General features: G+C 65.2%; 12 protein-coding genes and 1 pseudogene. 11 read left to right on the top strand and 2 right to left on the bottom strand.

What is annotated here, in order from left to right:
• Positions 1-88: 88 nt before the first annotated feature.
• Positions 89-1,651, bottom strand: coding sequence for a 1-hydroxycarotenoid 3,4-desaturase CrtD (gene crtD, locus GRZ55_RS21715; RefSeq protein ID WP_169289043.1), 1,563 nt, complete (start codon positions 1,649-1,651; stop codon positions 89-91).
• Positions 1,652-1,736: 85 nt separating this feature from the next.
• On the opposite strand from crtD, the gene GRZ55_RS21710 reads away from it, so the two are divergent.
• From GRZ55_RS21710 to pufM, 11 genes are all read left to right on the top strand, one after another.
• On the top strand, positions 1,737-2,615 hold the full coding sequence (locus GRZ55_RS21710) for a polyprenyl synthetase family protein (protein ID WP_169289042.1): 879 nt from the start codon (positions 1,737-1,739) through the stop codon (positions 2,613-2,615).
• A gap of 29 nt (positions 2,616-2,644) precedes the next feature.
• The gene (locus GRZ55_RS21705) at positions 2,645-3,781 is read left to right on the top strand and encodes a methyltransferase (protein WP_169289041.1); all 1,137 of its coding nucleotides are present in this window, start codon (positions 2,645-2,647) and stop codon (positions 3,779-3,781) included.
• Between the two features lie 121 nt (positions 3,782-3,902).
• Positions 3,903-4,844, top strand: a complete 942-nt coding sequence (gene bchC / locus GRZ55_RS21700; protein ID WP_169289040.1) for a chlorophyll synthesis pathway protein BchC — start codon at positions 3,903-3,905, stop codon at positions 4,842-4,844.
• Positions 4,841-5,854: a chlorophyllide a reductase iron protein subunit X gene (locus tag GRZ55_RS21695; protein ID WP_210257474.1), complete on the top strand. Its 1,014-nt coding sequence runs from the start codon at positions 4,841-4,843 to the stop codon at positions 5,852-5,854. Before bchC ends, GRZ55_RS21695 begins: the two co-directional genes overlap by 4 nt.
• Before the next feature lie 143 nt (positions 5,855-5,997).
• Positions 5,998-7,473, top strand: coding sequence for a chlorophyllide a reductase subunit Y (gene bchY, locus GRZ55_RS21690; RefSeq protein WP_210257477.1), 1,476 nt, complete (start codon positions 5,998-6,000; stop codon positions 7,471-7,473).
• Positions 7,473-8,921 (top strand): chlorophyllide a reductase subunit Z, encoded by a 1,449-nt coding sequence (bchZ, locus tag GRZ55_RS21685; protein ID WP_169289038.1) that lies wholly within the window; start codon positions 7,473-7,475, stop codon positions 8,919-8,921. Before bchY ends, bchZ begins: the two co-directional genes overlap by 1 nt.
• A gap of 49 nt (positions 8,922-8,970) precedes the next feature.
• Positions 8,971-9,192 carry a hypothetical protein gene (locus tag GRZ55_RS21680; protein ID WP_169289037.1) on the top strand — a complete coding sequence of 74 codons (222 nt, stop codon included), beginning with the start codon at positions 8,971-8,973 and terminating at the stop codon, positions 9,190-9,192.
• A 124-nt stretch (positions 9,193-9,316) separates the two neighbouring features.
• Positions 9,317-9,538, top strand: a complete 222-nt coding sequence (gene pufB, locus GRZ55_RS21675) for a light-harvesting antenna LH1, beta subunit (RefSeq protein WP_169289036.1) — start codon at positions 9,317-9,319, stop codon at positions 9,536-9,538.
• A 12-nt stretch (positions 9,539-9,550) separates the two neighbouring features.
• Positions 9,551-9,739, top strand: a complete 189-nt coding sequence (pufA, locus tag GRZ55_RS21670) for a light-harvesting antenna LH1, alpha subunit (RefSeq protein ID WP_169289035.1) — start codon at positions 9,551-9,553, stop codon at positions 9,737-9,739.
• Positions 9,740-9,868: 129 nt separating this feature from the next.
• On the top strand, positions 9,869-10,693 hold the full coding sequence (gene pufL, locus GRZ55_RS21665) for a photosynthetic reaction center subunit L (RefSeq protein WP_169289034.1): 825 nt from the start codon (positions 9,869-9,871) through the stop codon (positions 10,691-10,693).
• A 16-nt stretch (positions 10,694-10,709) separates the two neighbouring features.
• Positions 10,710-11,633 (top strand): photosynthetic reaction center subunit M, encoded by a 924-nt coding sequence (gene pufM, locus GRZ55_RS21660; protein ID WP_169289033.1) that lies wholly within the window; start codon positions 10,710-10,712, stop codon positions 11,631-11,633.
• A gap of 279 nt (positions 11,634-11,912) precedes the next feature.
• Here pufM and GRZ55_RS21655 read toward each other — a convergent pair.
• Positions 11,913-12,189, bottom strand: a pseudogene (locus tag GRZ55_RS21655) (isopentenyl-diphosphate delta-isomerase); the annotation flags it as partial.

Raw genomic sequence — 12,189 nt, 5'->3', positions numbered from 1 at the left:
CGGCCGCGGCGGCGCGCTGCGGCATACCAGGGAGAAAAGACGCTCCCGATGAATGCGATGATGGTCAGCGCATGGCGCCGGTCGCCGCTCAGCGCGTCGACATACCACCAGGCATAGCCACCGTGTGGTACCGCGCCGTCGAAGCGCAGTCCTGCAGGATCATCCGCGCCGCGTGTCGGCCCGAAAGCGCGGCCATTGGCAGCCCAGGGCCGGGATGGGTCGCGCCCCCGGCCAGGTAGAGACCCGGGATCCGGGTCCGCGCTGTCGGCCGCTGGAATGAAGCCATCCACCCGTGGGAGGATCGGCCGTACAGCGCACCGCCCGTTCCCGGAAACAGGCGATGGAACGCTTTCGGGTCGGTCGCCACCATAGCGCCGGGATCGATCTCCAGCTTCAGCCCTGCCTCTGACAAGCGTTGCATGATGCGCTCGATACATCGTTCGATCTCCCTTGGCGTCGGGTTTCCGGCATCGCCCGTGGCGGGCGCATTGACGATCATGAAGAGCCGCTCCCTGCTCGTGTCGCCGAGCCTGCGGCCGCGGTCATCGCGATCCTGCGCGCACAGATAGATCGTAGGATCCTCGGGCAGGCGACCGTGGGCGAAGATGGCATCGAACTCGGCCCGGTAGTCGGCTGAGAAGAAGACGTTGTGGCGCACCAGGGGGAAATCCCGGGCGCGCGCGGCAAGCGAGAGCGTGAGGGCGGAAAGTGACCGTCGAGACCTCGGCCAGGCGGCTGCGGCGGCCCTCGCCCGATCCCCGAGCAGGCCGATCCCGAGTGCGGTGGGATCGCCATTGAAGAGGACGGCCTCGGCGCCGATCTCGCTGCCGTTCGCGGTTCGAATGCCGACGACGCGGCCCTCGCTGATGTTTACGCGCTCGACCTCCTGCCCGAACAGGAACCGTGCGCCTTCCCGGCGCGCCAGTTCGGCAATGGCCTCCGGCAGGGCGATCATGCCGTCGCGCGCGAGCCAGACGCCCTGCTTTTCCGCATCCGCCACCAGCATCAGCGGCCCGGGGGCGGCAAAGGGTGATGACCCGCAATAGGTGGCGTAGCGCCCGAAAAGCTGACGCAGGCGCGGGTCGCGGAAATAGCCTCCAAGCACGCTCCAGAGCGTCGAAAAGGCCTGGATGCGGGCAAGGGCAGGGAGCCCTCCCAAGCCGGACTGGGCAATCAGCTTGCCGATCCCGGGCTCGGTCTCTTGCATGAAGCTGCGGTCGAGTGTGGCAAAGACTTCGGCGCTGCGCGCGGCGAAACGACGATAGCCGGCCGCGTCGACGTTACCCGCCAAGGTGCCGATGGCGTCCACCGTGCGATCGGTATCGACGAAGAGGTCGAGCATCGAACCGTCGGGCCATTCGTGGCGCGCGAGAATTTCGGCCCGCATCAGCCGGACATGATCGGCCAGCCGGGCTCCCACGGTCTCGAAGATGGCGTCGAATACGGGCTTCATCGTCAGGACCGTCGGGCCGGAATCCACCGGTAGCCCGCCGGCCTCGATCGTTCGCACCTTGCCGCCCGGCCGGGCCGACTTTTCGACGATGGTCACCTCAAAGCCGGCATGAGACAGCAGCAGCGCCGCGACAAGACCGCCAATGCCTGCCCCGATCACAACGATCCGGGGGGCGCCCGTTGGGTGTCTGTCCAGCATGTCCGGCTTCCTGTCCTCTCACTTGTGTAAAGGTAGATTTACATGCACTATAGACCAATGGAGTTGACAATGGGAGCTGAAAGTCATGGCCAAGGACGAGATTTCCCTGCGGATCGAGGAGGCTCTCGAACGGGCGGTGGCCCGCGTAACGGGATCGGCCGCGCCGAACCGGCTTGCACAGGCAATGCGCCATGCCGTTTTCCCCGGCGGAGCGCGGATCAGGCCGAGGCTGGCCCTTTCGGTCGCCGCTGCCTGTGGCGAGTGCCCTCCGGGCCTGCCCGACGCCGCAGCCGCGGCGGTCGAATTCCTTCATTGTGCCTCGCTCGTCCACGACGACATGCCCTGCTTCGACAATGCCGGCACACGTCGCGGCAAGCCCTCGGTCCATGCCGCCTTCGGCGAACCGCTTGCCCTCCTGGCAGGTGACGCCCTGATCGTGCTGGCCTTCGAAACGACGGCGCTCATGGCGGTCGTGGACCCGCTGCGTTCGGCCGCGCTGGCGGCCGTCCTGGCACGTTCCGTGGGAATGCCGCACGGTATCGTCGCAGGGCAGGGATGGGAGAGCGAGTCAGTGGTCGACCTCGCCATCTACCAGCGGGCCAAGACGGGGGCCTTGTTTGCGGGCGCGGCCATGGCAGGGGCGGCGGCGGCGGGGCACCCTGCGGAAGCTTGGTCAACGCTCGGACACCGTCTTGGCGAAGCCTATCAGGCTGCCGATGATCTGCGCGACGTGCTGTGCAGCCCGGAAGAAATCGGAAAGCCTGTCGGTCAGGACGAAGCGCTTTCGCGTCCGAACATCGTCGAACGCATGGGCGTCGAGGGCGCTGCGCGGCATCTCAAGGCGCTCATCGCGGAAGCGGCCGAATCGGTACCGGACTGTCCTGGCGCACCGGCGTTGCGGCTTCAGATTCATGCCCAGTCTGCGCGCTTCTTGCCCAAGGAGGCCGCCCGCGCGGCGGCATGAGCGGTCGGGTGCCAGGGCGTGCGGTCCCCATGATGCAGCCCGCCTCGCGGTCTCTGGTGCGCATCCTGCATGATCGCTGGCGCCACTTTCGCGTGCGTCTCGTTGCCAGACCGGCCTTTCGACAGTTCGCCGCAGCGTTTCCGCTGACGCGGCCCATGGCGCGCCGCCGCACCCGGGTGCTGTTCGATCTGGCAGCCGGCTTCGTCTATTCCCAGGTGCTGGCAGCCTTCGTCAGGCTCGACCTGGTGCAGGCGCTCCATGCCGGGTCCAATGACCTGGCCCAGATCGTTCGGCATACGGGTCTTCCGGCAGAGCGTGCTTTGCGACTCATGAACGCCGCGGTCGCTCTCGACCTCGCAGCCATGGATGCGGACGGTCGCTACCGGCTGGGCGAGACCGGTGCCGCCCTTGTCGACAACGATGGCGTGCTCGCCATGATCGCGCACCACCAGATGCTCTATGAAGATCTGGCTGATCCGGTTGCGCTTCTTCGCGGCGAGCGGGCGACTAAACTGTCGCAATTCTGGTCCTACGCGGGCGGCGAGTCCCACGATGCGGCGGCCGCGCGTTCCTATTCGCAGCTCATGGCGCGTTCGCAAGAGATGGTGGCGCGCGAGGTGCTGGATGCCCTGCCCATGAAGACCCACAGGCAACTGCTCGATATTGGCGGCGGCAGCGGCGCCTTCTCGATGGAGGCTGCCCGGCGCAACCCGCACCTGGGCATTGACCTGTTCGACCTGCCGCCTGTTGCCGAGATTGCCCGGGACAGGATCATGCAGGCGGGACTCGAAAGCCGGATTGCTGTCCATGACGGCAGCGTCTTCGAAGACCCGATGCCACGCGGTGCGGATATCGCGACGCTGGTTCGGGTGCTGCACGATCATGACGATTCCGCTGCCTTGAGCATCTTGAAAGCCGCCTATGCCGGTCTGTGTGGAGACGGCACGATCGTCGTCGCGGAGCCGATGGCAGCCACGCGGGGCGCGGAGGCTTCGGGGGATGCCTATTTCGGTTTTTACCTGCTGGCGATGGGGCAGGGTCGGCCGCGCCGTATAGCCGAAATCGGGAAACTGATGGCGCAGGCCGGCTTCGAAAAAATGCGCGAAGTGCGAACGGCTACACCGTTGATCGCAAGGATTGTTGTCGGCCGCAAACCAGCGTCATGACGTCCGTCAACGGCTTTCCACATCGAGAAGTGTATAAAAAGATTGACACCTATGACCGTAAAGCTATTCTGACAACACAAGCCCTGTGCGCCCAAAAAGGGGCGCCGACATGGAGCCAGGAATGCAGTCTCAGGCCGTTGTTCTCGAAAAGCCCGGATGCATCACAATCGCCGATCTCGCGATCTGCGATCCGAGCCGCGACGATGTCGTAGTCCAGGTCGAAACCAGCGGCATATCGACCGGCACCGAGAAACTCTTGTGGTCCGGCAAGATGCCCCATTTTCCCGGCATGGCCTATCCGCTGGTTCCTGGTTACGAGACGGTTGGAACCGTCGTCGAAGCGGGGCCTGCCTCAGAACGCAGAGCCGGCGACCGCGTCTTCGTGCCGGGGGCGAATTGTTTCGGCGACGTCCGCGGCCTCTTCGGTGGTGCAGCCTCGCATCTTGTCGTTCCCGGCCGACGGACAGCGCCTCTCAGCCAGGCGATCGGCGACGAGGCGATCCTGGTTGCGCTGGCCGCGACCGCCTGGCACGCCATTGATCCCGAGCGGCTGCGCCCGCCGGAGCTGATCGTAGGTCACGGCGCACTTGGCAGGCTGATCGCGAGAACCGTTATCGCCACCGGCGGCAAACCGCCCACGGTATGGGAAGTCAATCCACAGCGGCGCTCTGGCGCCGAAGGTTACGCCTTGCTCGACCCGGCGGAGGACGAGCGGCGCGACTATCATCGCGTCTGCGACGTCAGCGGTGATGCCGACATTTTCGATGCGCTGATCGGTCGACTGGCAAAAGGCGGCGAGATCACGCTGGCCGGCTTCTACGACCGGCGCGTCTCGTTCTCGTTCCCGCCGGCCTTCATGCGCGAAGTAAGGCTGCGCGTCGCGGCGGAATGGCGGCCGGAAGATCTGGCTTCCTGCACCCATCTCATCGAGACGGGTGCGCTGTCGCTCAGGGGGCTCATCACACACACAGGCACCCCGACCGGAGTCGAGCAGGCCTATCGCACGGCCTTTGATGACCCGGCTTGCCTGAAAATGGTCCTGGACTGGAGGAAACCCTCATGAACGCACCCTTCAAGGCGACCGAGAACGGCCTGATGGCCCTGGTCGAGAGCGTTCGCGCCGAGGCGGCGATGGAGCCCGATCCCGTCCATGAGGGCGAGGCGAAATCCGAGACCCAGATCATCGCCATCTACGGCAAGGGCGGCATCGGCAAGTCCTTCACGCTGGCCAATCTCTCCCACATGATGGCGCAGCAGGGAAAGCGCGTACTCTTGATCGGCTGCGATCCCAAGAGCGACACCACTTCACTTCTGTTCAGCGGACGGGCCTGCCCGACCATCATCGAGACCTCGGCGCGCAAGAAGGCGGCCGGGGAGGATGTCGCCATCGGCGATGTCTGCTTCAAGAGCGGCGGCGTATTCGCCATGGAGCTCGGCGGCCCGGAAGTCGGCCGCGGCTGCGGCGGGCGCGGCATCATCCACGGATTCGAACTTCTCGAGAAGCTGGGCTTTCACGAATGGGGCTTCGACTACGTGCTGCTCGACTTTCTGGGTGACGTGGTGTGCGGTGGCTTCGGCCTGCCGATCGCCCGCGACATGTGCCAGAAGGTGATCGTCGTCGGATCGAACGATCTGCAGTCGCTCTACGTCGCCAACAATGTCTGCTCGGCTGTCGACTATTTCCGCAAGCTCGGCGGCAATGTCGGCGTGGCCGGCATGGTCATCAACAAGGATGACGGGACGGGCGAGGCGGCAGCCTTTGCCGAAGCTGTCGGCATCCCCGTGTTGGCGACCATCCCCGCCGATGAGGACATCCGCCGCAAGAGCGCCAACTACCAGATCATCGGCAAGCCGGATGGTCGCTGGGGTCCGCTCTTTGCCGAACTGGCCGAGAACGTCGCCTCCTCCCAGCCGCAGCGCCCGACACCGCTCGACCAGGACGGATTGCTCGGCCTGTTCTCCAGCCAGATGGTGGGTGGCAATGTCGTGCTGGAGCCCGCCAGCCAGGCCGACATGCGCGGCGGCATCGTGATCGACAAGCCTTCCCTCGAAATCGTCTACGATCAGGTTTGAGGCAGCATCCGATGAATGTCCGCCCTGATCCCAAGGCCACGAAGCCACCGTCGAAATCCGAAATCGTCTATGATGGCTCGGCGACGGTTGAACTCGACAATGCGGACAGCCCGCATCAAGGCTCCGCCCCCGTAACCGCGAAAATGGCCGCAGACGGCGCCGGCTGCCACGGCGGTGCCGACGAAATGCGCCGCGCGGCCGCAACGTCCGGCAACGCGGAACTGATGGAACGGCTCAAGGCCGACTACCCGCAAGGGCCGCACGACCAGCCGCAATCGATGTGTCCCGCCTTCGGGTCGCTGCGTGTCGGCCTGCGCATGAAGCGCACCGCCACCGTCCTGTCGGGGTCGGCCTGCTGCGTCTACGGCCTGACCTTCACCGCGCATTTTTACGGCGCCAAGCGAACCGTTGGCTACGTGCCATTCGATTCCGAAACGCTGGTCACGGGCAAGCTCTACGAGGACATCCGCGAAGCCGTGCACAAGCTGGCCGATCCCGAGCTCTACGATGCCGTCGTCGTCACCAATCTCTGCGTGCCGACAGCCTCCGGCATCCCGCTGCGCGCACTCCCGAAAGAAATCAATGGCGTGCGCATCATCGGCATCGACGTGCCGGGGTTCGGCGTGCCGACCCATGCCGAAGCCAAGGACGTCCTGGCCGGCGCCATGCTCGCCTATGCGCGTCAGGAAGCCGCCAGCGGTCCAGTCCAGGCCCCTGCGACGGGCCGTTCCGCCCTACCGACCGTTACCCTGCTGGGCGAGATATTCCCGGCTGATCCAGTCTCGATCGGGCGCATGCTCGAACCGCTTGGCCTGGCACCCGGTCCCGTCGTGCCGACACGCGAATGGCGCGAGCTCTATGCCGCGCTCGACTGCGCAGTCGTTGCCGCAATCCATCCCTTCTATACCGCCTCGATCCGCGAGTTCGAGAGTGCCGGCAGGCCTGTTGTCGGTTCCGCGCCGGTCGGGGTCGAGGGCACCGCCGCCTGGCTCGGCGCGATTGGCGAGACCTGCGGTGTCGGCCGCGCCAAGGTCGATGCGGCATTGAACGGCATTTTGCCGGCTATCCGCGGCGCTCTTGCCGCTGCTCCCATCACGGCGCGCATCACGCTGTCGGGCTATGAAGGCTCCGAACTGATCGTCGGCCGCCTGCTCGCCGAGGCGGGTGCCGATCTGCGCTATGTCGGAACCGCCTGCCCGAAGACGCGATGGAACGAGGCCGATGCCGAATGGCTGTGCGCCCGCGGCATCCATGTCGAGTTCCGCGCATCGCTGGAAACAGATCTCGCCGCGGTGGATGGGTTTGAACCGGATCTCGCCATCGGCACCACGCCGGTCGTCCAGCACGCCAAGCAGAAGGCGATCCCCGCCCTCTACTTCACCAACCTCATCTCTGCCCGCCCCCTGATGGGGCCGGCGGGACCTGGTTCGCTCGCCACGGTCGTCAATGCGGCGGCTTCCGGCAAGGGCCGGTTCGACACGATGAAGGCCTTCTTCGAGGATATCGGCACGGACCGGAAGGCCGGTGTGTGGCACGATCGAGACAGCCTGCCATCGGCCGAAGCGCCCGCCGCCGCCCAGGTCGACGCCAAGGCCTCCGTCAAGATGGAGGACTTCTGATGCTGGTCCTCGATCACGATCGCGCCGGCGGCTACTGGGGAGCTGTCTATGTCTTCAGCGCCGTTAAGGGGCTGCAGGTCATCATCGATGGTCCGGTCGGCTGCGAGAATCTGCCGGTCACGGCCGTGCTCCACTACACCGACGCGTTGCCGCCGCATGAACTGCCGATCGTCGTCACGGGGCTGGGCGAGGAAGAACTCGGCCAGACCGGCACCGAACAGGCCATGAAGCGTGCCCATGCGACCCTCGATCCGACCAAGCCCGCCGTGGTGGTCACCGGGTCGATTGCCGAGATGATCGGCGGCGGGGTCACGCCGGAAGGCACGCGCATCGTGCGTTTCCTGCCGCGCACCATCGACGAGGACCAGTGGCAGAGCGCTGACCGCGCCATGCTGTGGCTGTGGAAGGAGTTCGGCGAGAAGAAGCGGCCCAAGAAGCCGAAGCCGCGCCCCGAGGGTGCTCCGCCGCGCGTCAACATCATCGGTCCGATCTACGGCACCTTCAACATGCCTTCCGATCTTGCCGAGATCAGGCGTCTCGTCGAAGGCATCGGCTGTAAGGTCAATCTGGTCTTCCCGCTTGGGGCCGATTTGTCCGAGGTGTCGAGGCTGGCCGAGGCCGACGTCAATATCTGTCTTTACCGCGAATTCGGCCGCAAGCTCTGCGAGGCGCTGGACAAGCCCTATCTCCAGGCCCCGATCGGCCTGCATTCGACCACAGCCTTCCTGCGCAAGCTTGGTGAGCTGACCGGGCTGGATCCCGAACCCTTCATCGACGCCGAGAAGATGACCACGATCAAGCCGATCTGGGATCTGTGGCGCTCGGTGACCCAGGATTTCTACGCCACGGCGAGTTTTGGCGTGGTCGCCTCCGAGACCTACGCGCGCGGCCTGCGCCATTTCCTCGAAGAGGATATGGGCCTCCCCTGCGCCTTCGCCATCGCACGGCGGGCCGGGGCAAAGACCGATAACGACGCGGTTCGCAAGGCGATCCACGAAAAGCACCCGATGGTGCTTTTCGGCTCCTTCAACGAGCGCATGTACGCGGCCGAAGCTGGAGGGCGATCCGCCTACATCCCGGCCTCCTTTCCCGGCGCCATCATCAGGCGCCACACGGGTACGCCCTTCATGGGCTACGCGGGCGCCACCTATGTCATCCAGGAAGTCTGCAACGCGCTGTTCGACGCGCTGTTCCGGATCCTGCCTCTGGCCACCGACATGGACCGCGTCGAGGCGACGCCCGCGCGGCTGCATCGCGAGCTGCCCTGGGACGAGGAAGCCCGCGCCCTTCTCGACGCCAGCGTCGAGGCGGAGCCGGTGCTGGTGCGTATTTCGGCGGCCAAGCGGATGCGCGACCGCATCGAGGAACTGGCCCGCGCGGCGGGAGAAACGCGTGTCGGGTTGACGAGGGCACGGCAGGCGCTGGGGCGCACGGCCGAGCCGGCATGAGAGACTTCGCCGGGACTATTCCGTTTCCGGCAGGACAGGAGGAATGGACATGGCCATTGCCGATTTCGACCGCAGGCCGAGCTACGCCGAACGGCGTCGTTCGCAGCGCCGCGAGTACTGGTTCCTCTTCTGCATCTCCTACCCGCTGCTGCTTGTCGGCGTGATCGTGTCGCGCCTGCTGGGTGCCGGCCGAGCAGCTGGCGAGCGGCGATCCGTCTTTGCCGAGGCGCGCGTCGTCGCGGCATCCTGCATTCCGTTCGTCTTTCGATGAGCGGATCTCTTTTCCGGCCGGGCAACCGGACGGAAAGCGTCCCGGCCTTCTTGGTTCAGGGCGTTGGCGCTGGATGGTCCGCCATCCGGCATATGGCCGAAAGGCCAAACCGTAGGAGGTAACGATGGCTGTTAGAGAGGGGTCCCTGTCGGGCCTTTCGGAAGCTGAGGCCAGAGAGTTTCACTCCGTCTTCATGAGTAGCTTCATGGTGTTCGTGATCGTCGCGGTCGTCGCACACATCCTTGCCTGGATGTGGCGGCCGTGGCTTCCCGGTCCCCAGGGCTACGCATCGCTCGAGGAAGGCGTCATGCCCGTCGCGAGCGCGCTCCTGTCAATCGTGACGTAGGAGAGAAGAGAGATGTGGAGAATCTGGCTACTGTTCGATCCGCGCCGGTCGCTGATCGCACTGTTCACCTTCCTGTTCGTGCTGGCACTGGTGATTCATTTCATCCTGCTCAGCACCGACCGCTTCAACTGGCTCGAAGGGCCGCGGAACGTATCTTCCGCGAACCCGGCGACCATCGAACTGGTCGTCGATCAGGCCTGACCCGGGCAGCCGTCCGGGCAGGGTCGACACAAGAAAGGCGCGGGCGACCGGTCCTCGGCCGCCGCCCGCAGCCACCCTTCGAGGGCGCGGTTCGCGCCCTCCCGAACACCCTCTGTGGGGAGAGCGCACATGGCGATGCTGAGCTTCGAGCGAAAATACCGCGTCAGGGGAGGGACACTGATCGGCGGAGACCTGTTCGATTTCTGGGTCGGCCCCTTTTATGTCGGTTTTTTCGGCATCACGACCATCTTCTTCACCGCGGTGGGGACCTTGCTGATCGTCTATGGGGCCTCACTCGGCCCCACCTGGAACCTCTGGCAGATCTCCATCGATCCACCCGTGCGTGAATACGGGTTGAGTTTTGCCCCGCTGAAGGAAGGAGGGCTTTGGCAGGTCATCACCATCTGCGCGGTCGGCGCCTTCGGCTCCTGGGCCCTGCGCCAGGCCGAAATCGCGCGCAAGCTTGGCATGGGCATGCACGTGCCCTGGGCCTTTGCCTTTGCCATCCTGGCCTATGTCACGCTGGTCATCTTTCGGCCGATCGCCATGGGCGCCTGGAGCGAGGGCTTTCCCTACGGCATCATCACACACCTCGATTGGGTGTCGAACGTCGGCTACCAGTTTGGCAACTTCCACTACAATCCGGCGCACATGATCGCCATTACGTTCTTCTTCACGACGACGCTGGCGCTGGCGCTGCATGGTGGCCTGATCCTGTCGGCGACCAATCCGAGGAAGGGCGAGACGGTCAAGACGGCCGAACACGAGAACAGCTATTTCCGCGATACGATCGGCTATTCGATCGGCACGCTGGGCATCCACCGCCTGGGCCTGTTCCTCGCCGTATCCGCCTCTTTCTGGAGCGCGGTCTGTATGATCATCAGCGGCCCCTTGTGGACTGCCACCTGGCTCGAGTGGTGGGACTGGTGGCGTCGCGTCCCGATCTGGTCGTGAGCGGAGGAGATTTGTCATGGTCGAGTATCAGAACATCTTCACACGCGTTCAAATCCGGGGCGGGCCCGACATGGGCGTCCCGCTGCAACCGGGTCCCTGGGAACGCGAGGGCGAACCGATCTTCTCCTATTGGATGGGCAAGATCGGCGACGCTCAGATCGGCCCCATCTATCTGGGCACGCTGGGGGTCGCCTCGCTGATCTGCGGCTTTGTCGCCATTGAGATCATCGGGCTGAACATGCTGGCTTCGGTGAACTGGAGTCCGCTCGCTTTCATGCGCGAGTTCTTCTGGCTCTCGCTCGATCCGCCGCTGCCCGAACATGGCCTGTCGGTCATGCCCCCGCTCCAAGAGGGTGGCTGGTGGCTGATGGCGGGCTTTTTCCTGACTACCTCCATCCTTCTCTGGTGGGGACGAATGTATGTCCGCGCACGCGAACTCGGCATGGGCACGCATGTGGCCTGGGCCTTTGCAGCCGCGATCTTCCTCTATCTGGTGCTCGGCTTCATCCGGCCGGTGCTGATGGGTTCTTGGAGCGAGGCAGTACCTTTCGGCATCTTCCCGCATCTCGACTGGACCAACAATTTCTCGCTGGTCTACGGAAACCTGTTCTACAACCCGTTCCACATGCTCTCGATCGCCTTCCTCTATGGCTCGGCGGTGCTGTTTGCCATGCATGGCGCCACGATCCTGGCCGTAAGTCGGCTCGGCGGCGAGCGCGAGATCGAGCAGATTGTCGATCGCGGAACGGCCTCCGAGCGCGCTGCTCTGTTCTGGCGCTGGACCATGGGCTTCAACGCCACGATGGAATCGATCCATCGCTGGGCCTGGTGGTTTGCGATCCTGTGCCCGCTCACGGGTGGCATTGGCATCCTGCTCACAGGCACCGTCGTCGACGACTGGTTCTCGTGGGGCATCAAGCACGGGCTCACGCCAGGCTGAGCCTACGAATTGGACCTGCCGCGTGCGTTGAAGGCCGCACGCGGCAGGTTCGATGGCCGGAGCCGGAAGGGCGGAGCTGCGTCCTTATCCGCCGCCGGCGTCACCGCCACCGTTCAAGGGCATCGCGCCCCGAACCCTGGCATGAGGTGGCCGGAACGGCCTGGTCCCTCCAGGGCCGTTCCGGACCGCTTTTTTCTTGAGGTCGCCACGCCGCCAGATATCCAGCCACCGCGCCTGGTGGTTGGCTCGCCGCGTCGGTCAGGCAGCGTTTCTGGGGTGTCAGGCCGCGGTCAAATCGAGCTCGTTCCATCTTTCGAGATAGATCCTGAGCCAGGGGGTGAAGGCCTGCGGGTTTGCCGCGATCTCGCGGGTGAGCTGGGCGACGGTGGCCCAGCGCAGTTCGGCCACTTCCGCGCGGTCGAAGGCGGTCGGCAGGACCGGGCGGGGGAGGTGGCCTTCGAAGACGTGCACGATCTCGTGCTCGATCAGGCCGTGGCCGACCTCGGCGCGGTATTCCACGATCGCGCGGTGGGTGAGCGGCAGGCAGATCCCGAGC

Source organism: Chelativorans sp. ZYF759 (assembly GCF_012911015.1).
Taxonomy (GTDB): Bacteria; Pseudomonadota; Alphaproteobacteria; order Rhizobiales; family Rhizobiaceae; genus ZYF759.
This window is presented reverse-complemented; position numbering and strand designations above follow the sequence as displayed.

What these genes read in the sequence shown, in the direction of transcription:
- crtD (WP_169289043.1), bottom strand. Translation starts at nt 1,651, where the DNA reads ATGCTGGACAGACACCCAACGGGCGCCCCCCGGATCGTTGTGATCGGG.
- GRZ55_RS21710 (WP_169289042.1), top strand. Translation starts at nt 1,737, where the DNA reads ATGGCCAAGGACGAGATTTCCCTGCGGATCGAGGAGGCTCTCGAACGG.
- GRZ55_RS21705 (WP_169289041.1), top strand. Translation starts at nt 2,645, where the DNA reads ATGATGCAGCCCGCCTCGCGGTCTCTGGTGCGCATCCTGCATGATCGC.
- bchC (WP_169289040.1), top strand. Translation starts at nt 3,903, where the DNA reads ATGCAGTCTCAGGCCGTTGTTCTCGAAAAGCCCGGATGCATCACAATC.
- GRZ55_RS21695 (WP_210257474.1), top strand. Translation starts at nt 4,841, where the DNA reads ATGAACGCACCCTTCAAGGCGACCGAGAACGGCCTGATGGCCCTGGTC.
- bchY (WP_210257477.1), top strand. Translation starts at nt 5,998, where the DNA reads ATGGCCGCAGACGGCGCCGGCTGCCACGGCGGTGCCGACGAAATGCGC.
- bchZ (WP_169289038.1), top strand. Translation starts at nt 7,473, where the DNA reads ATGCTGGTCCTCGATCACGATCGCGCCGGCGGCTACTGGGGAGCTGTC.
- GRZ55_RS21680 (WP_169289037.1), top strand. Translation starts at nt 8,971, where the DNA reads ATGGCCATTGCCGATTTCGACCGCAGGCCGAGCTACGCCGAACGGCGT.
- pufB (WP_169289036.1), top strand. Translation starts at nt 9,317, where the DNA reads ATGGCTGTTAGAGAGGGGTCCCTGTCGGGCCTTTCGGAAGCTGAGGCC.
- pufA (WP_169289035.1), top strand. Translation starts at nt 9,551, where the DNA reads ATGTGGAGAATCTGGCTACTGTTCGATCCGCGCCGGTCGCTGATCGCA.
- pufL (WP_169289034.1), top strand. Translation starts at nt 9,869, where the DNA reads ATGGCGATGCTGAGCTTCGAGCGAAAATACCGCGTCAGGGGAGGGACA.
- pufM (WP_169289033.1), top strand. Translation starts at nt 10,710, where the DNA reads ATGGTCGAGTATCAGAACATCTTCACACGCGTTCAAATCCGGGGCGGG.